Here is a 24,214-nt window from a genome sequence, read left to right as displayed (position 1 = left end):
GAGCATGAGCTATCCCAATCCGGACGCCCTCGTCAGCACCGAGTGGCTGGCCTCGCACCTCTCCGCGCCCGACGTCCGCGTCGTGGACGCCAGCTGGTACACGCCGGCCCAGAACCGCAACGCGCGCGAGGAATACGATTCCGAGCACATCCCCGGCGCCGTGTTCTTCGACATCGACGAGATCGCCGACACGGAGTCCACCCTGCCGCACATGCTGCCCGCGCCGGAGAAGTTCTCCTCCAAGGTGCGCAAGCTGGGCCTGGGCAACGGCAACAAGATCGTGATCTACGACGGTTCGGGCTTCACCAGCGCCGCGGCGCGCGCCTGGTGGATGTTCCGCACCTTCGGCCACCGCGACGTCTCGGTGCTGGACGGCGGCTTCCCCAAGTGGCTGCGCGAGGGCCTGCCGGTGGAGGATCTGCCCCCCGTTCCCCGCACCCGCCACTTCATCAGCCACTACAACCACCTGCTGGTCCGCGACCTGGACCACATGAAGGCCAATCTGGAAAGCAAGCGCGAGCTGGTGCTCGACGCCCGTGCCCCCGCCCGCTTCAAGGGCGAGGCGGCCGAGCCGCGCCCCACCAAGCACCAGGGCCATATTCCCGGTTCGGTCAACGTGCCGTTCACCGACCTGATCGACGAGAAGACCCGCTGCATGCTGCCCGCCGACCAGTTGAAGGCCCGCTTCGACGCCGCCGGCATCGAGCCCAAGCAGCCGGTGGCCATCTCCTGCGGCTCGGGCGTCACCGCCTGTACCGTGGCGCTGGCGCTGAACCTGCTGGGTCACGAGAACGTGGCGGTCTATGACGGCTCGTGGGCCGAATGGGGCAACCGCGACGACACCCCCATCGAGAAGTGATCGTTCCGGCACCGCCGGTATCGGCAAACCCCCGCCATCGCCGGCGGGGGTTTTTGCTGCCTGGGTCACATGGATATCTTGCCCAGCGCCGCCTGGGTCGCGGCGGCCTTCTCGCGCGCCTTGGCCAGATCGGATTCGGCGGCGCCGTCCCGGGCCATCTTCAGCACCGCCTGCAGCGCCGGCATCTTGTCCATGGGCGCGTCGGGAATGGCCCCGAAGCCCTGGTCCTTGCAAGGATTGGCCTGGGTGGCGTCATAACCCTCGCCGGCCGGACCGACCAGGCAGTTGATCACATGCTGGAGATGGCCCTTGACCATCTTCAGCTCGCCGGAAGCGGCGGCCATGCCGGCATGGGCGGCGGCGGTGGCCACCTGCGCCTTGGAATCCCCGGCCAGAACCGGGAACACCGCCAAGACGGAAAGACCGGTCGCCACCACGGCGGCCGGCAGAATACGGATACGGAGCATGGTCACATCTCCCCTGGAATGACCCCAACCATTTTATGACTTATGGCGTGATTCCCCCTATTTCAACCAGCCTATACGCCGGTATGGGGAGCGGACACGGCGGCCGGTGAAAGAATGTTCATGACAACTTGATGCCCGGCCCATTCGCGTCCATATTTGAAAGGACGGAAGAAAAGGAGATGTCCCATGCGTAACCGTAAGGCTCGTGCCCGCGTTGCCGCGCAGGATAACTCCCATCTCGTGCTGGCCGCCTTCGCCGCCCTGGCGCTGCTGGCCGCCGCCGCCCTGTCCCTGGCAGGCTGATACGCGAAATTCCTTGGCTTGAGGGGCTCCGGCACGGCACCATGCCCGTCCCAGTTCGCTCGGCCGGAATGACATGAAGAAATCCACCCGCATCCTCCATGCCGGCCGCAAGCCGGAAGCCTTCCACGGCGCCGTCAATCCCCCCGTCTACCACGCCTCCACCATCCTCCACCCCTCGGTGGCGGCCATGGAGAAGAGCGGCAAGACGCCGTTCGAGGGCGTGCGCTACGGCCGCTTCGGCACGCCGACCACCTTCGCCCTGGAAGAGGCGGTGGCGGAACTGGAGGGCGGGCACCGCACCGTCGCCACCTCGTCGGGACTGGCGGCCATCACCGGCGCGCTGCTGGCCTTCCTCAAGGCCGGTGACCACCTGCTGATGGTCGATACCGCCTATTTCCCCACCCGCAAGTTCTGCGACGGCGTGCTGGCGGACCTCGGCATCGAGACCACCTATTACGACCCGCTGGTGGGTGCCGGCATCAAGGCGCTGATCCGTCCCAACACGAGGGTGGTGTTCACCGAAAGCCCCGGTTCGCTGACCTTCGAGGTGCAGGACATCCCGGCCATCGCCGAGGCGGCGCACGCCGCCGGCGCCATCGTCATGATCGACAACACCTGGGGGGTGCTGCACTTCCAGCCCTTCACCAAGGGCGTCGACATCTCCATCCAGGCGGCCACCAAGTACATCGTCGGCCATGCCGACGCCATGCTGGGCACCATCACCGCCGCCACGCCGGAATTGTGGCTGCGGGTCAAGACCTCCATCGCCGCCTTCGGCCATTCGCCGGGCACCGAGGAGATGTATCTGGGCCTGCGCGGCCTCAGAACCCTGCCCGTCCGCCTGCGCCAGCATTCGGAAACGGCGCTCCGCCTGACCCATTGGCTGGCGGCGCGGCCCGAGGTGGACAGGGTGCTCTATCCGCCGCTGCCCTCCGATCCCGGCCACGCCTTGTGGCGGCGGGACTTCACCGGCGGCTGCGGCCTGTTCGGGGTGATCCTGAAGCCGGCGGCCAAGGCGGCGGTGGACGCCATGCTGGACGGCTATTCCCACTTCAAGCTGGGCTATTCGTGGGGCGGGTTCGAAAGCCTGGTGATTCCCACCACCGGGCATTCCATCATCCGCACCGCCACCGACTGGTCCCCCGCCGGCCCCTCGCTCCGCTTCCATGCCGGGCTGGAGGATGCCGACGACCTGCTGGAGGACCTGGAGCGCGGCTTCGGGCGGCTGGCATGCGCCGCCTCCTGATCCAGACAATATGTCATCCCGAGCGCCAGCGAGGGATCTCCGCCTGGCATAAGGGTGCCAAGGCGGAAATGCCCGGGCAGGATGAGATCCCTCCGTCCTGCGGCCGTCGGGATGACAGTTGGCGTGGGCGGTGTGCCGCAGCGATCCTGACCGTCCTTCTCCTGGTTCTGCCCGGACCGGCGCTGGCCCATCCCCACGTGCTGGTGGACGTTCACGCCCTGGCCGAGTTCAAGGACGGCAAGATCGTCAGCCTGTTCATGGGCTGGAGGTTCGACGCGGTGTTCAGCGCCTCGCTGCTCAAGGATTTCGACAAGAACGGCAACAACCGCCTCGACGCCGACGAACTGAAGGACCTGGAGCGCGAGGCCTTCCGCGACACCAAGCCCCAGAGCCACTTCACCTATGCCCGCATAGGGACCGAGCCGGTCGTCTGGCTGGACGCCACCGACTTCAAGGTGATCGCCGTCAAGGACAGCCTGATGTACGCTTTCCGCCTGCCCCTGCCCCGGCCGGTGGACCCGCGCCGGGAATCCTTCAGCTTCACCACCTTCGAGGAAACCTTCTACATCGACATGGATTTTCCCACCGACAACGCGGTCACCCTGAACGGCGACGGCGCCGCCGGCTGCAAGGCGGTGATCGCGCCCGACCACGGCAACACCATCTTCGGCGGCGCTGTGACGCCCAAGCGGGCGACGGTGACATGCGGCTGACCGTCCTTGTCCTGTCGCTGCTGCCCGTCTCGGCCTGGGCCGCCCTGGTGCCGGGCGGAGGAGCGCCCTCCCCCGGCTCCGACCTGCCCGAGCCGCTGCGCTCCATCGCCGCCTGGGGCTTCGCCCTGCAACGGCAGCTGACCGGACAGTTGCGCGAGCAGCTGGCGGTGATGAAGGAGACCGGATCGTGGGAGCCGGCCGCCGCCATCATCCTGGCCGCCTTCCTCTACGGCGTGTTCCACGCGGTGGGTCCCGGCCACGGCAAGGTGGTGATCGGCGGCTGGTTCGCGACAAGACGCGCCCGCATCGTCCACGGCCTGGCCGCCAGCCTGATCGCCGCCATGGTCCAGGCCGGCTCGGCCATCCTCGCCGTGGGCGTGCTGGCCGGCATCCTCAGCCTCGCCCCCCGCGACGTCACCGCCGGAGCGGCGTGGCTGGAAGTGGGCTCCTTCGCCATGATCGCCGCCATCGGCGCCCTGATGACCTGGCGGACGCTCACCGGCAAGGGCTGCGGCCACGACCACGGCCACCATGACCATGGCCACCACCATCATCATGACGGCGCCTGCTGCGGCCATCATCACCACGACGACCATCACCACGCTCCGGCGACCGAGCGCAACGCCCTGTTCGCCATGGCGGCGGCGGTGGGCTTCCGCCCCTGTTCCGGCGCCATCCTGGTCCTGCTGTTCTGCTTCGCCAACGGCATGGTCCTGATCGGCGTGCTGGCGACGCTCGCCATGGGAATCGGCGTGGCCGTCACCGTGGCGGCCATCGGACTGGGCGCCCTGGGCCTCAACCGGCTGGTGGAGCGGGGCTTCGGCGCCTCCAGCCTGGGCGGACGCATCCGCTTCGTCCTGGCCCTGGCCGGGGCCTTGTCCATCACCGCGCTGGGCGTGGCGCTGCTGCTCGGCAGCTTGATCAATGGACCGTCGGTCACCGGATAAATTTTCTAGAATTCGTCAATCGTGTCACAACCTGTTTACATCATCCGATTACAGGTTAGCGCACCGTCATATGACAATTATTTCAAGCCATTAAAGACTCCCCATACCTGCTCCACCCTGGACGGAAGGCCAGGATTGAATACCTTCGCATAGGCCATAGCCCGAACGAATTAAGGGAGCGGCCTGATTGTTGAGCAGGCGGTAACAAGCCTAGACTCCAATCATCGCATTTGGGATTCACCGGCGATTGGAGACGGCCATGGCCCCCCTGGACTGCACCATGGATCAGACCTCGAAGATCGGCTGCAAGCAGATCAGCTATCGTTTCTTCACCGGGGCGCAGGCGCCGCTGAAGGCGGATCTGTTCTTCGACCGCAGAACCTTCCGCCTGGACATTCCGCCGACGGCTCCCAAGCCGGACTGGGCCAGGCTGGAGCATCACCGCTGCCCCAACTGCACCCTGTCCGACGACTGCGCCTATTGCCCGGCGGCGCTCGGCATCGCCATGTTCCTGCCCACCTTCAAGGATTCCGTTTCGCACGACAAGGCGGTGGTCGAGGTGGATACCGACAACCGCACCATCGTCGCCAAGACCACCCTGCAATCGGGGCTGGGCTCGCTGATCGGTCTGGTCTGCGCCACATCGGGCTGCCCCCTGACCCGCTTCCTGCGTCCCATGGCCCGTTTCCACCTGCCCTTCGCCGACGAGCAGGAGACGCTGTTCCGCTCGTTCTCGTCCTGGCTGCTGTCGGCCATCGTGCAGCAGCGCATGACCGGCACAGACGGACCGGTGACCCTGGACGGGCTGAAGCAGCACTACCACGACCTGTCGGTGATGAACTCGCACCTGGCCGAGCGCATGCGCAACTCGGTCAGCCGCGACGCCCTGTTGAACGCGGTGATCATCCTCGACCTGTTCGCCCAGATCGCGCCGGACAACATCGACGGCGGCTTCGAGGACATCCTGGACGCCTTCACGGTCGAGGACGATTGATTCGGTTCGCCGATGGAACCGACTCTTCATGTCATCCTGAGGCAAAGCCGAAGGATCTTTCACGCGATGGCGGCAGCCGCTTGTCGCTGAAAGACCCTTCCTCCCTGCGGTCGTCAGGATGACAGGTCAATTCAAAGGCCGGCGGTATGATCACGTCGCCATTTTGAGGCCCATGATCCCCGCCACGATCATGGCGATGCAGGCCAGGCGCAGGGCGTCGGCGGGCTCGGCGAACAGGATGATGCCGGCGACCACCGTTCCCACGCTGCCGATGCCGGTCCACACCGCGTAGGCGGTGCCGAGAGGCAGCGAACGCATGGCCATGCCCAGCAGCACCACGCTGCCCACCATGGCCGCCCCGGTCAGCACCAGGGGCACCGGCCTGGACAGGCCGTCCACGTATTTCAGCCCCACCGCCCAGCCGATCTCCAGCAATCCGGCCAGCAAAAGAAGAATCCACGGCATTCCGCAATGCTCCGCATGACCCGGGCCGTCCCGGATGTGAAGGGGAAAGGGGGCGGGTCGTCCCGGCCCCGACGGCTGTCAGACTTAGAGAGTACAGCCTTAAATGTGAGACACGCTGTCATCCTGAGCACAAGCGAAGGATCTTTCATCCGTGGACGGCAGGGGCTATCGCCTGAAAGACCCTTCGGCTTCGCCTCAGGGTGACAACCTGTTTCCGATTTATCGCTCGCCGTTTTAGGTGAAGGCGCCTTCATTTATCGTCATGGCCGGGCTTGACCCGGCCATCCATGGTCGGCGTATACGCCGACGGGTCAAGCCCGAGGGTGACGAAAAGAACAATCGATTCGACCATACTCAGGCACACTACCTCTGATCGAACCTGATCTCGATCCGGCGGTTCTTGGCATAGGCGGCCTCGGTGCTGCCGCCATCCACCGGCTGGAACTCGCCGAAGCCCGCCGCCGCCAGCCGGTCACGGGGCACGCCGTCGGCGGCCAGGGCGCGCAGCACGGTGATGGCGCGGGCCGTGGACAGCTCCCAGTTGGAGGGGAACCGACCCGAGGTGATGGGCCGCTTGTCCGTATGGCCGTCCACCCGCAGCACCCAGTTGAGGCCCTTGGGCATGCCGGCATTGATCTCGCGCACGGTGGCGGCCAGCTTGCGCACCTGCTCGCGCCCCTCGGGGCCGAGATCGGCCGAGCCGGTCTCGAACAGCAGTTCCGACTGGAAGACGAAGCGGTCGCCCTCGATGCGGATGCCGGGATGGTCGCCCAGCACCTTCCTGAGGCGGCCGAAGAATTCCGAGCGGTACTTCTGCAGTTCCTCCACCTTGCCGGCCAGGGCGACGTTGAGCCGCTTGCCCAGATCCGAGATCTGGGCCTTCTGCTCACGATCGCGGGCCTCCGAGGCCTCCAGCGCGGCGGTGACGCGGGCCAGCTCATCCCTGAGGGCGGCCATCTGCTGGTTGAGCAGGGCCAGCTGGGCACGGCCCTCGTCCGAGATCTTCTTCTCGGCGGCCAGCTCGGCCTCCTTCTCGTCCTTCAGCGCCAGCAGGTTGCCCATGTCCTGCTGCACGCCCGATGCCCAGGCCTCCAGCTTGGCCTTATCCGCCCGGCTGCTCTCCAGTTCCAGCTGCAGCGCGGCGTTGGCCTTGGTCTGCAGGTTGAGCTTTTCCGCAAGGGCCGCCATCTCGCGGCCCAGATCGTCCAGCGCCTTCTGGCGGCCCGACAGCGCCTGACCCAGGAAGAACTGGGCCAGCACGAAGATCATCAGCAGGAAGACGATGACCATGATCAGCGTCGCCAGGGCATCGACGAAGCCGGGCCAGATGTCGACCGAACGGCGGGCGCGGCGGGCCAGCGGCATGGCTCAGCGCTCCAGCGGTTCCTCGGCGATGGCGGCGATGGTGCGCGCCAGCAGCCGGATTTCCGAGCGCAGTTCGGCGGTCAGCTGCTCGCGGCTGGCCACCGTCTCGTCCACCAGCCGCTTCAGGGAACCGTCCAGGCTGCGCAGATGGTTGCGGCTGGCGTCGTCCATGCCGCCGCCGGTGCCGCCCTCGACCATGCGGGCCATCAGGGCGCGGGTCTCCAGCTGCCCCTCGCCCAGCTTCAAGAGCAGCGACTGCTCCACCTTCATGTGGTCGGTCAGCGCCGACAGCTTTTCGGTCAGCAGGGTCAGCGAGGCGTTGACACTACCGCGATTGTCCTCGCCCCTGGCGATCACCCGCTGGAGGTTGTCCAGGCTGTCGGCGGTCTGTTCCAGCAGGGCCTGGATATAGGCGGGCACCGACTGGCCGGAGCCCCCTTCCTCCACCGAGGTCAGCGGGCCGCCCGACCCCAATCGGGTCTGCCCGGCCAGCCACTCCTCCAGCTCGTTGTAGAAGGCGTTCTGCGCCTGACCGGCGTTGAGGTCGAGGAAGCCCAGCGCCAGCGACCCGGCCAGGCCGAACAGCGAGGTGGAAAAGGCGGTGCCCATGCCGGCCAGCGGCTTGGCCATGCCGGCCTTCAGGCCCTCGAAGGCCGCCGCCGGGTCCGCCCCGCCGATGGCCAGCGAGGCGATCACCTCGCCCACCGAGCCCACGGTCTGCGACAGGCCCCAGAAGGTGCCGAGCAGCCCCAGGAAGATCATCAGGCCGACCACGTAGCGCGACAGGTCGCGCTGTTCCTCCAGGCGGGCGGCGATGGAATCCAGCACCGAGCGCAGCGCCATGGCCGACAGGCTGACGCGGCCCTGCCGCTCGCCCATCATGCCGGCCATGGGAGCCAGCAGGCGCAGCCGCCCGGACAGGGCCGGCTGGCCCTTGCGCCAGGTGTCCAGCCACTCCACCTCGGGGGTGAGCAGCATCACCTGGCGGAAATTCAGCACGATTCCCACCAGGAACACCCCGAACAACAGGGCGTTCAGCGCCGGATTGTGGGCGAAGGCCGCCATCAGCCCCTCGTGCAGCAGCGCCGCGAGGGCGGCGACCAGCACCAGGAAGGCGGCCATGCGCAACAGGTAGCGGGTGGGACGGATCATGGGCGGCTCTCGGGGTGGGGCGAAGCTTTTCTGCGCCCCGATTGTGGCCATTCCGGGGCGATGGCGACAGCCCTAAATGAGCCTCCCTCGCCGAAAGCCATGGCGACAGCCTTTCATGTGTCGTTACAAATAGTCTTTCGCCTTTTCGGATGCTCGATGATTAGAATGATTCCGATAGGTTGCCAAGTTATCGGTTCATCATCCAACGGGGGACGAAATGCGATCATTCATGTTCAAAGGTGCCCTGGCCTGCCTGATTCTGGCCGGCTGCGCACCCTCGCTGCCGGTCGACGACCCGCCGGTCACCTCGGCGCGCTGGCTCGACCAGAACTGGAGCGCCGCCGAGCGCCACTGGTACCACCACGCCAGCCAGGGAACCTCCACCTTCCCGGTGCCCTACGCCTGGTTCGTCTCGCTGGAGCAGCCCACCCTGTCGCTGTTCGGCGAGCCCAGGTTACTGGTCGATCCCGCCTACATGGCGCGCTTCGGCTTCATCACCAGCCCGCGCTCGGTGGGTGACGAGGGACAGGCCAGGGCCTACGGCTACGCCGGCGCCGCCAGGCCGGGGGCCATGAAGGCCGCCTATGGCCAGACCGAGGCCGAGATCAACCCAGACGGGCTGCCGGTGGGCTTCGCCCGCACCAGGGGCTATGCCGACCCGAACACCGGCAAGCCGCTGCCCGACCAGATCGGCCTGACCTGCGCCGCCTGCCATACCGGCCATCTGGAATACAAGGGGGTGTCGCTGCGCATCGACGGTGGCCCGGCGGTCACCGACCTGGGCAAGCTGACCCAGGCCCTGGGCGTTTCCCTGCTTTACACCAAGGTGGTTCCCGGCCGCCTGGCCCGATTCGGCGAGCGGGTCCGGGCCAACGGCCTGCCCCAGAGCGACGAGCAGATCCGCGCCGCCCTGGATCAGTTGCTGGCGGGGCTCGAGGCCATGAACAAGGCCACCGCCTCGGTGCCCGGCAAGGACGTCGAGGAAGGCTTCTCGCGCCTGGACGCCCTGACCCGCATCGGCAACACCGTGTTCTACGAGAACATGGTCGCCGCCCCGGCCGGGTTCGATGCCCTGGCCAATTACCAGCACATCAACGCGCCGGTGAAGTATCCCCATATCTGGAACACCTCGTGGTTCGACTGGGTGCAGTATGACGGCTCCATCATGCAGCCCATGGTACGCAATGCCGGGGAATCGCTGGGTGTGGCCGCCAAGGTCAACCTGACCAATCCCAGCCTGCCGCTCTACAAGTCCTCGGTCCAGGTCAAGACCGTGTTCGAGATGGAATCCCTGCTGGCCGGGCCAAACCCCTTCGGACCCGACGGCAAGCCCAAGGGCTTCAACGGCCTGCTGTCGCCCAAATGGCCGGCCGACGTGCTGGGGGCGGTGGATGCCGCCAAGGCGGCCAGGGGTGGGGCGCTCTATGCCGAGCTGTGCCAGGGCTGCCACATGGCCCCGGTGGGAACCGCCGCCTTCTGGAACAAGAAGAACTGGACGGCGCCCAACGCCGCCGGGGAAAGCTATCTCAAGGTCAACCTGATCCCCATCGCCGAGGTGGGCACCGATCCCGGCCAGGCCAACATCCTGCAGACCCGGGTGGTCAACGTGCCGCCCTATCTGGCGGTGGCGCCCGGCATGCTGTGCGACGGCAAGGATTCCACGCCGGTGCTGCAGACCTCGTTCGCCGCCGCGCTCGGCTACGTGGTGCAGGAGACCATCAAGACCTGGTACGACGAGAACAAGGTTCCGGCCAAGGAACAGGACCGCATGAACGGCTATCGCCCCAATTGCCTGCAGGCCAAGCCGGTCTACAAGGCCCGCCCGCTGGACGGCATCTGGGCGGCGGCGCCGTTCCTGCACAACGGCTCGGTGCCGACCATCGACGATCTGCTGCGGCCCGTGGCCGAGCGGCCCAAGAGCTTCTGCCTGGGGGCGCGCCAGTATGATCCGGCCAAGCTGGGCTTCGTCGCCAACTGCGCCGAGGGCACCTTCACGCTCGACACCTCGGTCCCCGGCAGTTCCAATGCGGGCCACGAATTCCGCGGCAAGGGCAAGGGCGAGGGCTTCGGCGTCATCGGCCGCGGCCTCTCGGCGGCCGAGCGCCAGGAATTGCTGGAATACCTGAAGACATTGTAGGGACGAAAAAGGCCCCGTCCGCAAGGACGGGGCCCAATCCATTCAGCGGGACCGCCAGGGTTCAGCGCGCCACCAGCATGGCGTCCACCCGGTCGGGAGCGCCGCCGTCGACCTTGTTGCCCAGGGCCCGGACCTCGATGCGGGTGGAGCGCACCCCCATCTCCATCAGGTACTTGCGCACTTCCAGGGCACGGGACAGCGACAGGCGCCGCGCCTTGCTGGCGTTGGCCTCGTCACCGGCGGCATAGGCCATCAGCTGCAGATTCAGGGTCTCGTCCCGGTCCATGCGCTGGGCAAAGCGGTCCAGCTCGGCGCGGGCCGCTTCCGGCAGGTGCGAGCTGTCGGTGGCGAACGGCACGGTCAGGCTGTCGCCCTTGCGGCTGGGCGCGGCGGGCGGCAGGGCCGCCACCTGGGGCGCCGGAGCCGGAGGAGCGACCACGGGAGCGGGAGCAGGTGCGGGAGCGGCCACCGGGGGCGCGACCACCGGCGGCGGGGCCACCGGCAGCGGCGGCGCCACGGGCGGAGCCTGCACCACGGGGGCGGGAACCACCGGCATGGGCGCGGGCGCGGCGGGAACCGGAGCAGCGGCGGGCGGCGGGGTCTTGACGAACTGCACCGCCGAGGGAGGCTCCGGCGCCTTGACCGGCTCGGGAGCCTTGGGAGCCTCGACCACCTTGGGCGGTTCCACCTTCACCGGCTCGGGGGCCTTGGGCGTCTCGGGCTTGGGGGCCTCGACCTTGGCGGGGGACTTGGCGGGCGGCGGCGGAACCTCGGCCGCGATATCGGGCCTGGCCGGCTTGGGGGCAGGACCCGAGGCCTTGGGAGCCTCGACCACCTTGGGCGGTTCCACCTTCACCGGCTCGGGGGCCTTGGGCGGTTCGGCCGCCGGAATCGCGGCCCTGGGAGCAGGCGCGGTCGCCGCGACCTCGGCCTTGGGCTCCGGCTTCGGCTTGGCGGCGGCGGCCGTGGGAGCGGCGGCCTTGGGCGCCGCCTCGACATAGGGCTTGAAACCGGTCGCCTTGGCGGGAGCGGTCGGGCGGGCGACGGGGCGCGGCGCGGTACCGGGAACGGCGGCGGACGGCGGACGGGTCACCAGACCCGGCAGGGTGGGCTCAGGCCCCAGCTTGTCCAGCACGTCCCAGTTGACGTCGACGCTGGGACGGTACTCTCCCACCACCACCTGGGCGGATGCGGGCAGGGCCGCGACGGAAACAAGCGCTCCCAGCGCCAGCAACGCGACCTTTCTCCCCCTGCTCATCACGCCACTCTCCCGGCTTGAATCCCTCGATATTCTTATGGTCGGGACTCTAGCCGAAGGCGAGTCCGGCCACAACCCTAACCCCGCGCCGCCTTCAGCAGTTTCAGCAGCGGCTGGTGCAGATGGTCGTTGGCGGCCAGGACCTGCCCGTTGTCGAGCATCCTCGAGCCACCCTGGAAGTCGGTGACGTAGCCCCCGGCTTCCTTGACCAGCACGATGCCGGCCGCGATGTCCCACGGCTGGATGCCGGTTTCCCAATAGCCGTCGCAGCGCCCCGCCGCCACGTAGGCGAGGTCCAGGGCCGCCGAGCCGAAGCGGCGGATGCCCGCCACCTGGCCCATCACCGCGCCCAGCTCCTTGAGGAAGGTCTCGTGGCCCGGGCGGCCGTGAAAGGGAATGCCGGTGGCGATCAGGGTGTCTTCCAGCTTGCGCCGGGCGGAAACGCGCAGGCGGTGCTCGTTCAGGAAGGCGCCGGCGCCCTTCTCCGCATGGAACATCTCGTCGCCCAGCGGCTGGTAGACCACGCCGGCGAACAGCTCGCCGTCACGCTCCAGCGCGATGGAGATGCAGAAATTGGGAATGCCGTGCAGGAAGTTGGTGGTGCCGTCGATGGGATCGATGATCCAGCGGTGGCTCTTGTCGTCGCCGGCGATCTCGCCGCCTTCCTCGAGCAGGAAGCCGAAGCCGGGACGGGCCTTCTTCAGCTCGGCGCGCAGGGTCTTCTCGGCCTTGAGGTCGGCCGAGGACACGAAATCGGCGGGGCCCTTCTTGGACACCTGCAGCTGGGCGACCTCGCCGTAATCGCGCACCAGATTGCGGGCGGCCTTGCGGGCCGCCCCCATCATGACGTTGAGCAGTGCCGAACGGACGATCACCGCTTAGCCCTTGAACCGCTCGACATAGGTGCAGTCGGTGGTGGACACCCAGATCACCTCGCCTTCCTCCAGGAAGGGGGGGACCAGGATCTTCAGGCCGTTCTCCAGCTTGGCGGGCTTGTAGGAAGACGACGCGGTCTGGCCCTTCACCACCGGATCGGCCTCGACCACCTTCATCACCACCTTTTCCGGGAGCGTGATGGAGACGGGCGAACCCTCGACGAAATCCACCTCGACCACCATGCCGTCCTGCAGGAAGGCGATGGTGTCGCCCAGGGTGTCGTTGGGCATGGTGAACTGTTCGAAGCTCTCGGAATCCATGAAGGTCATGATGGAGTCGTCCTTGAACAGGAACGTGCACTCCTTGGCCTCGACATTGCACTTCTCGACGGTGTCGGCGGTGCGCCAGCGCTCGTTGGTCTTGTTGCCGGTGCGGATGTCGCGCATCTCGACGGTGATGAAGGCGCCGCCCTTGCCGGGCTGGACGATCTGGATCTTCAGCACGGCGTACTGGCGGCCGTTGTGCTCGAGAATGTTGCCGGGGCGAATCAGGTTGGCGTTGATCTTCATGGGAGTTCCAACAGGGCTTAAGGAAATTGGCGCGGACCCTATCAGGTCGCCTTGGGGAAGGCAACATTTGCGGTCGTGTCCTGCCGTAAGGGATTGACCGCCAGAACCAAGAGTCCACTTTAATGGGATGCCTCCCCGGACTCCCTCCATCCCCGATCCCAGCCAACCGACCCTGGACTATTACAACAGCCGGGCCGAGCAATTCTGGGCCGGCACCCGCGATCATGACGTCAGCCAGAACCTGGAGGCCCTGCTCTCCCGGTTGGAGGGAACGCCTCCCTTCACCGTCCTGGATTTCGGCTGCGGGCCGGGCCGCGACCTCAAGGCCCTTCGCGAACGCGGCCACCGGGCCATCGGCCTGGATGGCGCCGCCAATTTCGTCGAGATGGCCGCCGCCCATAGCGGCTGCCCCGTCTGGCACCAGAATTTCCTGGCCCTCAACCTGCCCGACGGCCATTTCGACGGCATTTTCGCCAATGCCTCCCTGTTCCATGTGCCGTTGGAGGCCTTGCCCAGGGTGTTGGCTCAGTTGCGCGCCGCCCTGAAGCCCGGCGGCGTGCTGTTCAGCTCCAATCCTCACGGCGAGGGCCAGGAGGGATTCAGCGGCGGTCGCTTCGGGGTCTATCACACGCCGGAGCGATGGGCGGAACTGGTCACCCAGGCGGGCTTCAGCGAAATCCTTCGCTATTTCCGCCCCACCGGCCTGCCCCGCGCCCAGCAGCCCTGGCTGGCCACCTTGTGGCGGCGGAGTCAAGGATAGGCGTGCCCACCGCCAGCCGGATCGGTGACGACTTCCCCGTCCCAATATTCCGGCCCCACCGGCACCTTGCCGGCGCCGCCGGGGATGTCGAGCACATAGGTCGGCTGGGCGATGCCCGACAGGCGGCCGCGCAGGGCTCGCATCAGCGCCCGGCCGTCCTCGATGCTCGGGCGGAAATGGCTGGTGCCCGGCGCCAGATCGGGGTGATGCAGGTAATAGGGCCGCACCCGGTTGCGCACCAGGGCGCGGAACAGCGCGTCCAGCGCCTCGACCGTGTCGTTGACCCCCTTCAGCAAGACGGTCTGGGACAGCAGCGGCACCCCGGCGCGGGCCAGACGCGCCAGCCCGGCGGCGGCGGCGGGCGACAATTCGCGCGCGTGGTTGACGTGGACGGCCAGCCAGACCGGCTTTTCACCGTCCCCCAGCAGGCGGGCCAGGGCGGCGGTGACCCGTGCCGGGTCGCTGACCGGCACGCGGGAATGGATGCGGATCAGCTCCACGTGGGGAATGGCCCGGATGCGCGCCAGCAGCGCCGCCAGCCGCGTCTCGCCCAGCATCAGCGGATCGCCGCCGGTCAGGATCACCTCGCGGATTTCCGGCCGCGCCGCCACATAAGCCAGGGCGGTCCCGGTCTCGGCCTCGGTCATGGTGGACTCGGCGTCGCCCACCCGGGCGCGGCGGAAGCAGAAGCGGCAATAGACCGGACAGACCAGCAAGGGCGTCAGCAGCACCCGGTCGGGGTAGCGGTGGACGAGGCCCTTCACCGGGCTGTAGGCTGCGTCGCCGATGGGGTCGGCCCGCTCGTCCGGCGCGGTGAGCAGCTCCTCGGCCGAGGGCACGTATTGCCGGGCGATGGGATCAAGCGGGTCGGCCGGGTCGATCAGGTCCACCACCGCCGGGGTCAGCGCCACGGCATAGGCGCGGGCGACCTCCTCCACCGCCCCGGCGGAGGCGATCAGCCCCGCGTCGAGCAGGTCCTGGGGCGTGCGAAGGGTACGACGGTGGACGGAGGTCATGACGAAATTTCACCACGAAGGCGCGAAGGCACGAAGGACGGCGAAGATTCGGAATATCCTTCTTTTCTCTTCGTGTCTTCGTGCCTTCGTGGTTAAGCAAAGGCCGACGCACACGGCGAGATGCCGGTTCTAAAGGAAAAGGCCATGGCAGGTAAAGAATGGTGGCGGCCCGAAATGTTCGCCATGCGCCGCGCCAACCTGGAGCTGCGCTCCCGCGTGGTCAACGCCACCCGCGCCTTCTTCGCCGCGCGGGACTTCGCCGAGGTGGAAACGCCCTGCCTGCAGATCTCGCCGGGACTGGAGCCCCACCTCAAGGCCTTCGCCACCGCGCTTTCCGATCCCTATGGCGGCCCCGACCGACCGCTTTACCTGCACACCAGCCCGGAATTCGCCATGAAGAAGCTGCTGGTGGCGGGCGTGCCGCGCCTCTACCAGCTGGCCCGGGTGTTCCGCAACGGCGAGCGTTCGCCCACCCACCATCCCGAATTCACCATGCTGGAATGGTACCGGGCGGGGGCGAGCGTCGACGATCTGATGACCGACACGGAATCCCTGGTCCAAGACTGCGCCCGGGCCGCCGGGGTGGAGCGGTTGCGGCGGGACGGGCGGGAATGCGATGCCTTCGCCCCCTGGCGGCGGCTGTCGGTGGCCGAAGCCTTCGACCAGTACGCGGACATCGACGTGCTGGCCACCGCCCCCGATCCTTGGTCGCCCGACCGGTCGGTCATGGCGGCCGAGGCCATGCGCATCGGCATCTCGGTCAGCCCGTCCGACAGTTGGGAGGACATCTTCTTCAAGGTGATGCTGGATCGCATCGAACCCCATCTCGGCTTCGACCGACCGGTCATCCTGCATTCCTATCCGGTGTCCATGGCTGCGCTGTCGCGCCCGTCGCCCGCCGATTCAAGGGTGGCCGAGCGCTTCGAGGCCTATGCCCTGGGGGTGGAGCTGTGCAACGCCTTCGGCGAGCTGACCGATGCGTGCGAGCAGCGCCGCCGCTTCACCGCCGACATGGATCTGAAGGAGCGGCTCTACGGCGAGCGCTACCCCCTGGACGAGGATTTCCTCGCCGCCCTGGAATGCGGCATGCCGGATTCGGCGGGCATCGCTCTCGGCTTCGACCGACTGGTGATGCTGCTGGCCGGAGCCGAGAGCATCGAGCAGACCCTCTGGGCACCGGTGACCGGCTGACACCCCCTTTTCCATCACACCTACTTCGGCCATACTGTGACGCGGCGTGACGCTCCGCGCCCAAATGTCACGGAGAGGGGATTTTTCCGATGCTGAGGATTTGTCTCGTCGTCCTGGGCCTGCTGGCGGCTCTGCCCGTCTCGGCCCGGACCGTGGTCAAGGTGGGCGGCTACGAATTCGCACCTTTCGTCGAAACCAACGCTCAAGGCCAGCCGGACGGACTGGCATTGCGCCTGATCGAGGCCCTGAACGCCCATCAGGACCGCTTCACCTTCCAGTTCGTCCCCACCTCGCCCAACCGGCGCTACAAGGATTTCGAGGCGGGAAAGTTCGACGTCGTCCTGTTCGAGAGCCCCGACTGGGGCTGGACCGAGCGCAAGCTGCCGGTCGAGACCTCGCGCGTGTTCCTCGACGGCGGCGAGCTGTACGTGGCGCTGGCCCAGCCCGGGCGGGGACAGGAGTACTTCGCCGACCTGGCGGCCAAGCGCATGGTGGGCCTGCTGGGCTATCATTACGGCTTCGCCAGTTTCGAGGCCGACCCCGCCATCCTGACCTCGCGCTTCCGCATGACCCTGGTGCGCGACAATTCCGCCAGCATCGAGGCCATCCTCAAGGATCGCGGCGACGTGGCGGTGGTCACCGACGCCTATCTCAAGCGCTGGCTGCGCGCCCGGCCCGAGGCCAAGGAGAAGCTGCTGGTCTCCGAGCGCTTCGACCAGCGCTACGCCCACCGCGCCCTGATCCGCAAGGGCATCGCCCTGACCCCCGCCGAGATGGACCGGATCCTGTCGGCCATGGACCTGGACGGCACCCTGACCCGGCTGTGGCGGGAATTCGGCATCAGGGACTGATGCCGGTCAGCGCGTGTATTCGCGCCTTGTGTCTTCGCTCCGCATCACCTCGTACAGCCGCTCCAGCCGCGCCATCACCTCCGGCGCGTCGGGGTACGACCGTGACAGGTAGAAGTGCATGTAGCTGCGGTCGATCACGCCGTGTCCCAGTCCGGGAATGTGCTCCTTGGACAGGATGTCCGCCTCGGACGGCTCGGCGTAATCGAGCAGATAGTCCGCCCGCCCGGCCCGCAGCATCTCGAATCCCGCCTTGCGCGATGGCGCTGCCTCCAGCTCGATTCCGCTTTCCGGCTTGCGGATCGTATCGATCAGTCCGCCATAGGAGAAGCCGGCAATGACGATCAAGGTCTTGCCCCGCAGATCGCCCAACGAAGCCGGCCTGGGCTTGCCGCCCAGGAAATAGGCGCGCAAATCGTCATTCCATACCGGAGCACTGCTGCGCAGGCAGCACTGGTCCAGCGAGGGGTTGCGCACCAGGATGGAAAAATTGCTCTCGCCGTTTTCCAGATTCTTCATCAACCGGGGCGCCGGAAAGCTGGAGGCCCTCCATTCCAGCCCGGCACGCGCCAACAGCACGCGCAGCAGCTTGATGTATGAGCCGTCAGCTTCTCCTTTGGCGTTGGTGAAGGCCCGCGGCGGCGTCTCGGGATAGGCGTATTCCAACACCGCCGAAGCCTTGGGCGACTGTCCCCAGGCCACGCCGCCCCACAGCAGGGCCAGCACCGCAGCAACCCGAACTCCGAATAGCAGCATGCGCATCCCCCCTCGCCCGCCATTCCACCGGAATGGTGAAAGCATACATCGTATCCGTGAGATGGGAAGACGCCCCGAGACGGGAGTTCATCCGGCCTTGCCCGGCGCCTCATATCCAGCATAATGGTACCTTAATGCCATTATGAGGGCCGCCATGCGCCATCGCCATCTGCTGTCGCCGATCACCCTACGCGGCATCACGCTCCCCAACCGCATGATCATGGGGTCCATGCATCTGGGCTTCGAGGGCCTGCCCGATTCCTGGCCGCGTCTGGCCGAGTTCTACGCCGAGCGCGCCCGGGGCGGCATCGGCCTGATCGTCACCGGCGGCGTGGCGCCCAACCCGGAGGGCAGCTTCGGCCCCGACGGCACCGTGCTGACCTCGGAAGCCGATCTGGGCGGCCACCGGCTGGTAACAGGGGCCGTGCATGCCCAGGGCGGCCGCGTGATCATGCAGATCCTGCATTGCGGCCGCTATTCCCGGGCCAGGGACATCGTGGCGCCGTCGGCCATCCGCGCCCCCATCAACAGCCAGACCCCCCGCGAGCTCACCGATGCCGAGATCGAGCGGACCGTCGCCGATTACGCCAATTGCGCCCGGCTGGCCGTCCAGGCCGGCTATGACGGCGTCGAGGTGATGGCGTCCGAGGGCTACCTGATCAACGAGTTCCTGGCGCTCAGGACCAACAAGCGCACCGACCGCTGGGGCGGCGATCTGCATGGCCGCATGCGCTTCCTGGTGGAGATCGTCCGGGCGGTGCGCGCCGCCCTGGGCGAGGCCAGGATGATGAGCGTGCGCCTGTCCATGGTCGATCTGGTGGAAGACGGCCTGTCCGCCGACGAGGTGGTCGCCGTCGCCCAAGCCATCGAGGCCGAGGGCTGCGACCTGATCAACAGCGGCATCGGCTGGCACGAGGCCCGCGTGCCGACCATCGCCCACACCGTCCCCCAAGGCGCCTGGAGCTGGGCCACCGCCCGGGTCAAGGCGGCGGTGAGGATTCCCGTGGCGGCCAGCAACCGCATCAAGACGCCCGATCTGGCCGAATCCCTGATCGCCGAGGGTCAGTGCGATCTGGTCAGCATGGCGCGCCCCCTGCTGGCCGATCCCGCCTTCGCCGCCAAGGTCAAGGCGGGCGAGGCGGAGGGCATCAACGCCTGCATCGGCTGCAACCAGGGCTGCCTCGACCCCATCTTCACCGGCGGCGCCGCCACCTGTCTGGTCAATCCCCGCGCCGGGCGCGAGGGCGAGTTCATGTCGCGCCGCCCCTGCGAGACCCAGCGCATCGCCGTGGTGGGCGGCGGACCGGCCGGCATGGCCTGCGCGCTGGAGGCGGCAAAGCGCGGCCATCAGGTCGCCCTGTTCGACGCCGCCCCCGAACTGGGCGGCCAGTTCATCCTGGCCCGCGCCGTGCCGGGCAAGGAGGAATACCTCGCCACCCCCAGCTATTACACCCGGGCACTGCAGCAGGCCGGTGTCGAACTGCATCTGGGCCGCCCCGCCACCGCCCGCGACCTGATGGCCTATTCCCGCATCGTGCTGGCCACCGGCATCCGCCCGCGTGCGCTGGACCTGCCCGGCGCCGACCACGCAAAAGTGGTGGGCTACGAGGACATCCTGTCGGGACGCAAACGGGCCGGCGGCCGCGTCGCCATCCTGGGCTCGGGCGGCATCGGCTTCGACACCGCGCTGTATCTGGTGGGCGAGGACCATGAAACCGACTTCAACGCCGAATGGGGCATCGACCGCGCCTTTTCGGGCCGCGGCGGCCTGACCGAGCCGGTGGCTCCGCCACCGCCGCGGCGCACTATCACCATGCTGCAGAGGAAGGCCGACCGTCCCGGCGCCGGCCTGGGCAAGACCACCGGCTGGATTCACAAGGCCCACCTGCAGCGCCATCACGTGGACATGCTGGCCGGCGTCACCTACCGCTTCATCGACGACCGGGGCCTGCACATCACCTTGGGCGGGGAAGACCGGCTGATCGAGGCCGACACCATCATCGTCTGCATCGGCCAGGAGCCCCGGCGCGATCTGGCCGACGAGCTGAAGGCCCTGGGCCGCGACGTCCAGCTGATCGGCGGGGCACGGGACGCCTCCAGGCTGGATGCCCTGGCGGCGTTCGAGGAGGGAACGCGGCTGGGGCTGGCGCTGTGATGATTGGGCTATCGCCCAAGCCCATTTGGGGCGATGCCCCAAACCCTCTTTGATTTTATCGATGAAAATAAAGGGGGTTCGGGGTTCACCCCGATCGGGTATGGGCGAAAGCCCATTTGACCCTCAGACGCTCATGCCCGCCACCCAGCCCGACGACCACGCCCACTGGAAATTGTAGCCGCCCAGCCAGCCGGCCACGTCCACCGCCTCGCCGACGAAGTACAGGCCGGAATGGGATTTGGCCGCCATGGTCTTGGACGACAGGCCGGCGGTATCGACGCCGCCCAGGGTGACCTCGGCGGTGCGGTAGCCCTCGCTGCCCGCCGGAACCAGGGCCCATTGGGACAGCAGGCGGGCCAGCCCGGCCAGGGCGGCGTTGGTGGACTGACCGATCGGTCGCCCCAGCAGCCCGGCCCGCTCCACCAGGGCGCGGGCAAGGCGGGCGGGCAGCATCTCGCCCACCACCGTCTCCACCTGGGCATTGGGGCGCGCCGCCTTGCGCTCCAGCAGCCGGGCGTTGGCGTCCACGTCCGGCAGCAGGTTGATGCTGATGGACTGACCGGTCAGCCAATAGGAGCTGATCTGCAGGATGGCCGGTCCCGACAGACCGCGATGGGTGAACAGCACCGCCTCGCGGAACCGGGTCTTGCCGAAGCTCACCTCGGCCTGCACCGCGATGCCGGCGAGTTCCCGCATCAGGTCCATGTCGGCGCCGGTGAAGGTCAGCGGCACCAGGCCGGGCCGGGGCGGCACCACCGCCAGCCCGTAGCGCCCGGCCAGGGCATGGGCGAAGCCGGTGGCGCCGATCTTGGGCACCGACAAGCCGCCGGTGGCCACCACCAGGGCGGCGGCCTCATAGGTTCCCCGGCTGGTGGCCACGCGGTATGGGCCGTCGCCGGTGACGGCGCCGATCCTGGCCTCCAGCACCATCTCGACGCCGCCCGCCCCGCATTCGCTCATCAGCATGGCGACGATGTCGGCGGCGGAATTGTCGCAGAACAACTGGCCGTGATCGCGCTCGTGGAAGGCGATGCGGTAGCGCTTCATCAATTCCAGGAAATCGGCGGGGCCGTAGCGCTTCAGGGCCGAGGTGGCGTAATGGGGATTGGCCGACAGGTACTGGGCGGGGGTGACGGCGCGGTTGGTGAAGTTGCACTTGCCGCCGCCCGAGATCAGGATCTTGCGCCCCGGCTGGTCGTTGTGGTCGAGAACCACCACCCGCCGTCCCCGTGCCGAGGCCATTGCGGCGCACATCAGCCCGGCGGCACCGGCGCCGATCACGATCACGTCGAAGGGGGAGGACAGGCTCATGGCCGGACTTCTACCCCATCCGGTCGCGCCACTCCAGCAGTCGGTACACCGCCCGGCCGAGGGTCAGACCATCACCGAGCCCCGAGACGGTGAGATCGGCGTGGGCAAGGTTGCCCAGGCGGTAGAGACGGCCATGGGGCAGGGCCGCCGCCAGGGACTCCCCCTCGCCCACCGGCACGATGCGGTCGTCGCCGCCGTGAATGACCAGCACTTCCGGCGCGAAGGCGGAAAGGTCGCGGGCGGCGAGGTCCAGGCGGCCGATCTCGTCGCGGATGCCGGGCGGCAGGGCGTCGATCAGATCGTCCACCCGCGCCGGATCGGCATTGTCCAGCAGCGCCATCACCGCCCTGCCCTGGGGTCCCAGCCGTCGGGTCAGGTCATCGATGGCGGCGTTCAGATCGCCCATGCGCCGCCGGGCGATGGCTTCCAGCAGGGTGCGGTCGCCGGAATCGGTGAGACGGCCAGCGTTGCTCAGGACGAACACCCATTTGCCGTAGGAATTGGGCTCCAGCCTTTGGCCCTGCCACGTTCCGGTGGTGAAGAAGCCGATCACCCGGCGGGCGTCATAGGGCGGGCCAACCGCCACCATCACCGCCACCCTGGCCGCCACCTCGGGCTGGAGAGCGGCCAGCACCGCCGGCACGGCGGCATAGGAGATGGCGGCCAGCGCCACCTTCTCCCCCGGGGCATGGCGCACCGCCTGGGCCACCTCGTCGGCATCGGCGGCCGAGAGCGTCAGGGCCCTGGCCCCCACCAGATCGGGCACCATCACCCGCCAGCCCGCCCCCACCAGGGCGCCGGCGAAGCGGACCAGCCGGGGATCGTCCTTGCCGGCGGCGGCGGCGCCGGGCAGCAGCACCAGCACCGGTCCGGCCACGCCGTAGAGGTCGGCGCGGCCGCCGGGATGGTCCAGGGCTCCGGCGGCGATGGGAGCGGACGCCCCGCCCAGGGCGGCCATCAGGCGGATGGTATCGAGGAGACGGCGGCCGGGCGGCGAGACGAGGCCGAGGATGACGGCGAAGACAAGGATCAGAAGGCCGAGGCGCCTCACACCTCGATCTCCCCCAGCTTGGCCTGGGTTTCCTTCAGGCGGTCGGCCTTCTTCTTCATGTCGTGTTCCATGCGCTTGATGCGCTTGTCCAGTTCCTCGATATGGGCGAGGCGCTCGGCCCGCTTTTCCTTGTTGTAGCCGGCGACGAAGCGCTTGATGCCCCAATCGGCGGTGACGAAGAACAGAGCGGCGCCTGCCACCAGGACGATGATGGCCGCCACCCCGCCATAGGCGCTGTTGACCGCCACCATGGCGCCCCAGAAGCCGATGGTCACCAGGGACGAGGCGGTGGCCAGAACCAGCCGGTTGATGGTCTGGTCATAGCGCATCTGGCGCTTTTCATGCTCGCGCATGGCGTTGACGATCTCTTCCTTGGCGATGGCCTGCCAGGTGCGGAACGACATGCCCTTGACCGTCCGGTTGTCGCGGATGGTCTGTTCCAGCTTGCGCACCAGATAATCGGCTTTCTGTTCCGGCGTCGGGCCTTCGGCGGCCAAGTCTCGTCTCCCTGCATTGGACGCCGCAATCTAACCAACACTCACCCCTTGCGGAAAGGCCCTTCCTCGGCCTGTTCGGCGATGTCCTCGGCCACCAGGGCGCGCTCGTGGGCGAGATAGCGGGCCACCGGCTCGGCCAGGCCGGGATCGGCGATCCAGTGGGCGGAATAGGTGGCGGTGGGCAGATAGCCCCGGCTGACCTTGTGCTCGCCCTGGGCGCCGGCCTCGACGCGGGCGAGGTTGTGGGCGATGGCGAAGTCGATGGCGCGGTAGTAACAGGCCTCGAAATGCAGGAAATCCACGTGCCGCCCTCCCCCCCAGGTGCGGCCATAGAGGGTGTCGTCGCCCCGCATGTTGAAGGCGGCGCCCAGGGGCTCGCCATCGTCCTCGGCCCAGACCAGCACCACGGACTCCGCCAGGGTGGAGGCCGACAATTCCTCGAAGAAGGCGCGGCTGACATAGGCGCGCCCCCATTTGCGGTCCACCACCGCCTGGTAGAAGGCGTGGAAGACGTCCCAGTGCCGCGCCTTGACCTCGCCGCCCACCAGGGTTTCGATCCGCGCGCCCGAGCGCGCCACAGCAATGCGCTCCTTCCTGATCTGCTTGCGCTTCCTCGACGACAGGCGGCCGAGGAAGTCGTCGAAGTCCTTGTAGCCGTCGTTGCGCCAGTGGTACTGGCTGCCCAGGCGCTGGAGGTAGCCCGCCTGCCCCAGCCCGTCATACTCGTCCCGGGTGGGAAAGGTGACATGCACCGAACTGGCCCCAGAGCGGCGCGCCACATCCACCATGGCCGACGCCAGAACGCGGCGCAGCAGAACCGCGTCCTCGCCCGCGCGGACCAGCAGGCGCGGCCCGGTGACGGGGGTGAAGGGCACGGCGCATTGCAGCTTGGGGTAATAGGAGCCGCCGGCCCGCTCGTAGGCCTGGGCCCACGACCAGTCGAAGACGTATTCGCCGAAGGAATGGCTTTTGAGATAAAGCGGGGCCGCCGCCAGCAGCCGCCCCTCGCCGTCCCGGACCAGGATATGGCGGGGCAGCCAGCCGGTGACGGAAGAGGCCGAGCCGGAACGCTCCATGGCGTCGAGAAAGGCGTGGCGGATGAAGGGATTGCCGGTGCCGGCGCAGGCATCCCACTCGGCGGCGCCAACCTCCGAGACGGCGGACAGGATCGTGACGGTCAGGGCGCGGTTTCCATCGGGCATGGCTCGAAGATGAGTACTTTCCGGAAGAATTCCAAGATACGCATGCCCGTCATGACGCATCCCGCCCCTTCGGGGA

At 67.9% G+C, this 24,214-nt stretch carries 23 protein-coding genes; 10 read left to right on the top strand and 13 right to left on the bottom strand.

Translation table 11 applies throughout. The annotated features are described in order from the left end of the window. Nucleotides 1-4: 4 nt before the first annotated feature. On the top strand, nucleotides 5-859 hold the full coding sequence (gene sseA / locus ACV4UZ_RS05540; RefSeq protein WP_491599921.1) for a 3-mercaptopyruvate sulfurtransferase: 855 nt from the start codon (nucleotides 5-7) through the stop codon (nucleotides 857-859). A gap of 65 nt (nucleotides 860-924) precedes the next feature. Here sseA and ACV4UZ_RS05535 read toward each other — a convergent pair whose 3' ends face one another. Continuing rightward, nucleotides 925-1,326 carry a hypothetical protein gene (locus ACV4UZ_RS05535; RefSeq protein WP_491599920.1) on the bottom strand — a complete coding sequence of 134 codons (402 nt, stop codon included), beginning with the start codon at nucleotides 1,324-1,326 and terminating at the stop codon, nucleotides 925-927. Nucleotides 1,327-1,702: 376 nt separating this feature from the next. On the opposite strand from ACV4UZ_RS05535, the gene metC reads away from it, so the two are divergent. The 4 genes from metC to ACV4UZ_RS05515 all read left to right on the top strand — a co-directional run bounded on the left by metC (nucleotide 1,703) and on the right by ACV4UZ_RS05515 (nucleotide 5,529). Then, nucleotides 1,703-2,875, top strand: a complete 1,173-nt coding sequence (gene metC / locus ACV4UZ_RS05530; RefSeq protein ID WP_491599919.1) for a cystathionine beta-lyase — start codon at nucleotides 1,703-1,705, stop codon at nucleotides 2,873-2,875. A 68-nt stretch (nucleotides 2,876-2,943) separates the two neighbouring features. After that, nucleotides 2,944-3,588: a DUF1007 family protein gene (locus ACV4UZ_RS05525; RefSeq protein WP_491599918.1), complete on the top strand. Its 645-nt coding sequence runs from the start codon at nucleotides 2,944-2,946 to the stop codon at nucleotides 3,586-3,588. Further along, the gene (locus ACV4UZ_RS05520; RefSeq protein WP_491599917.1) at nucleotides 3,579-4,535 is read left to right on the top strand and encodes a nickel/cobalt transporter; all 957 of its coding nucleotides are present in this window, start codon (nucleotides 3,579-3,581) and stop codon (nucleotides 4,533-4,535) included. The genes ACV4UZ_RS05525 and ACV4UZ_RS05520 overlap by 10 nt, the downstream gene beginning before the upstream one ends. A gap of 259 nt (nucleotides 4,536-4,794) precedes the next feature. Then, nucleotides 4,795-5,529 (top strand): DUF6901 family protein, encoded by a 735-nt coding sequence (locus ACV4UZ_RS05515; RefSeq protein ID WP_491599916.1) that lies wholly within the window; start codon nucleotides 4,795-4,797, stop codon nucleotides 5,527-5,529. 150 nt (nucleotides 5,530-5,679) lie between these two features. On the opposite strand, the gene sugE is transcribed toward ACV4UZ_RS05515, so the two are convergent. From sugE to ACV4UZ_RS05500, 3 genes are all read right to left on the bottom strand, one after another. Next, complete coding sequence (gene sugE, locus ACV4UZ_RS05510) at nucleotides 5,680-5,994, bottom strand: quaternary ammonium compound efflux SMR transporter SugE (RefSeq protein ID WP_491599915.1); 315 nt, start codon at nucleotides 5,992-5,994, stop codon at nucleotides 5,680-5,682. Between the two features lie 363 nt (nucleotides 5,995-6,357). Then, nucleotides 6,358-7,359: a peptidoglycan -binding protein gene (locus ACV4UZ_RS05505; RefSeq protein WP_491599914.1), complete on the bottom strand. Its 1,002-nt coding sequence runs from the start codon at nucleotides 7,357-7,359 to the stop codon at nucleotides 6,358-6,360. 3 nt (nucleotides 7,360-7,362) lie between these two features. Continuing rightward, nucleotides 7,363-8,511, bottom strand: coding sequence for a flagellar motor protein MotA (locus tag ACV4UZ_RS05500; RefSeq protein ID WP_491599913.1), 1,149 nt, complete (start codon nucleotides 8,509-8,511; stop codon nucleotides 7,363-7,365). Between the two features lie 229 nt (nucleotides 8,512-8,740). Between ACV4UZ_RS05500 and ACV4UZ_RS05495 the strand changes: the two genes are divergently transcribed. After that, nucleotides 8,741-10,648 carry a di-heme-cytochrome C peroxidase gene (locus tag ACV4UZ_RS05495; protein WP_491599912.1) on the top strand — a complete coding sequence of 636 codons (1,908 nt, stop codon included), beginning with the start codon at nucleotides 8,741-8,743 and terminating at the stop codon, nucleotides 10,646-10,648. A 61-nt stretch (nucleotides 10,649-10,709) separates the two neighbouring features. Here ACV4UZ_RS05495 and ACV4UZ_RS05490 read toward each other — a convergent pair whose 3' ends face one another. The 3 genes from ACV4UZ_RS05490 to efp all read right to left on the bottom strand — a co-directional run bounded on the left by ACV4UZ_RS05490 (nucleotide 10,710) and on the right by efp (nucleotide 13,351). Further along, nucleotides 10,710-11,906, bottom strand: coding sequence for an OmpA family protein (locus ACV4UZ_RS05490; protein WP_491599911.1), 1,197 nt, complete (start codon nucleotides 11,904-11,906; stop codon nucleotides 10,710-10,712). Between the two features lie 77 nt (nucleotides 11,907-11,983). Then, nucleotides 11,984-12,781 (bottom strand): inositol monophosphatase family protein, encoded by a 798-nt coding sequence (locus tag ACV4UZ_RS05485; protein ID WP_491599910.1) that lies wholly within the window; start codon nucleotides 12,779-12,781, stop codon nucleotides 11,984-11,986. Nucleotides 12,782-12,784: 3 nt separating this feature from the next. Then, nucleotides 12,785-13,351 (bottom strand): elongation factor P, encoded by a 567-nt coding sequence (gene efp / locus ACV4UZ_RS05480; RefSeq protein ID WP_491599909.1) that lies wholly within the window; start codon nucleotides 13,349-13,351, stop codon nucleotides 12,785-12,787. A 127-nt stretch (nucleotides 13,352-13,478) separates the two neighbouring features. On the opposite strand from efp, the gene ACV4UZ_RS05475 reads away from it, so the two are divergent. After that, nucleotides 13,479-14,111 carry a class I SAM-dependent DNA methyltransferase gene (locus tag ACV4UZ_RS05475; protein ID WP_491599908.1) on the top strand — a complete coding sequence of 211 codons (633 nt, stop codon included), beginning with the start codon at nucleotides 13,479-13,481 and terminating at the stop codon, nucleotides 14,109-14,111. Here the strand turns inward: ACV4UZ_RS05475 and ACV4UZ_RS05470 are convergent. Continuing rightward, the gene (locus tag ACV4UZ_RS05470) at nucleotides 14,102-15,127 is read right to left on the bottom strand and encodes a lysine-2,3-aminomutase-like protein (RefSeq protein WP_491599907.1); all 1,026 of its coding nucleotides are present in this window, start codon (nucleotides 15,125-15,127) and stop codon (nucleotides 14,102-14,104) included. The two genes, ACV4UZ_RS05475 and ACV4UZ_RS05470, sit on opposite strands and share 10 nt — an antisense overlap. A gap of 144 nt (nucleotides 15,128-15,271) precedes the next feature. Here ACV4UZ_RS05470 and epmA point away from each other — a divergent pair, with 144 nt between their 5' ends. Both epmA and ACV4UZ_RS05460 read left to right on the top strand, forming a co-directional pair. Next, entirely contained in the window at nucleotides 15,272-16,318 is a 1,047-nt protein-coding gene (gene epmA, locus ACV4UZ_RS05465) for an EF-P lysine aminoacylase EpmA (RefSeq protein ID WP_491599906.1), read from the top strand. Between the two features lie 89 nt (nucleotides 16,319-16,407). Then, nucleotides 16,408-17,169, top strand: a complete 762-nt coding sequence (locus ACV4UZ_RS05460) for a substrate-binding periplasmic protein (RefSeq protein ID WP_491599905.1) — start codon at nucleotides 16,408-16,410, stop codon at nucleotides 17,167-17,169. A gap of 6 nt (nucleotides 17,170-17,175) precedes the next feature. Here the strand turns inward: ACV4UZ_RS05460 and ACV4UZ_RS05455 are convergent, their stop codons facing one another. After that, nucleotides 17,176-17,928 carry a substrate-binding periplasmic protein gene (locus ACV4UZ_RS05455; protein WP_491599904.1) on the bottom strand — a complete coding sequence of 251 codons (753 nt, stop codon included), beginning with the start codon at nucleotides 17,926-17,928 and terminating at the stop codon, nucleotides 17,176-17,178. A gap of 148 nt (nucleotides 17,929-18,076) precedes the next feature. Here ACV4UZ_RS05455 and ACV4UZ_RS05450 point away from each other — a divergent pair, with 148 nt between their 5' ends. Beyond that, nucleotides 18,077-20,077 (top strand): FAD-dependent oxidoreductase, encoded by a 2,001-nt coding sequence (locus tag ACV4UZ_RS05450; RefSeq protein ID WP_491599903.1) that lies wholly within the window; start codon nucleotides 18,077-18,079, stop codon nucleotides 20,075-20,077. Between the two features lie 123 nt (nucleotides 20,078-20,200). On the opposite strand, the gene ACV4UZ_RS05445 is transcribed toward ACV4UZ_RS05450, so the two are convergent. The 4 genes from ACV4UZ_RS05445 to ACV4UZ_RS05430 are packed head-to-tail and all read right to left on the bottom strand — an operon-like array spanning nucleotide 20,201 to nucleotide 24,138. Continuing rightward, entirely contained in the window at nucleotides 20,201-21,388 is a 1,188-nt protein-coding gene (locus ACV4UZ_RS05445) for a BaiN/RdsA family NAD(P)/FAD-dependent oxidoreductase (protein ID WP_491599902.1), read from the bottom strand. Between the two features lie 10 nt (nucleotides 21,389-21,398). Further along, nucleotides 21,399-22,439 (bottom strand): alpha/beta fold hydrolase, encoded by a 1,041-nt coding sequence (locus ACV4UZ_RS05440; RefSeq protein WP_491599901.1) that lies wholly within the window; start codon nucleotides 22,437-22,439, stop codon nucleotides 21,399-21,401. Continuing rightward, entirely contained in the window at nucleotides 22,436-22,936 is a 501-nt protein-coding gene (locus tag ACV4UZ_RS05435; protein WP_491599900.1) for a hypothetical protein, read from the bottom strand. The genes ACV4UZ_RS05440 and ACV4UZ_RS05435 overlap by 4 nt, the downstream gene beginning before the upstream one ends. Before the next feature lie 41 nt (nucleotides 22,937-22,977). Continuing rightward, nucleotides 22,978-24,138: a GNAT family N-acetyltransferase gene (locus ACV4UZ_RS05430; RefSeq protein WP_491599899.1), complete on the bottom strand. Its 1,161-nt coding sequence runs from the start codon at nucleotides 24,136-24,138 to the stop codon at nucleotides 22,978-22,980. Between the last annotated feature and the right edge of the window lie 76 nt (nucleotides 24,139-24,214).

The sequence above is a fragment of the Paramagnetospirillum sp. genome (assembly GCF_058402745.1).
Note: the sequence above shows the minus strand (reverse complement) of the source record. Positions and strands in the feature narration are given on the sequence as shown.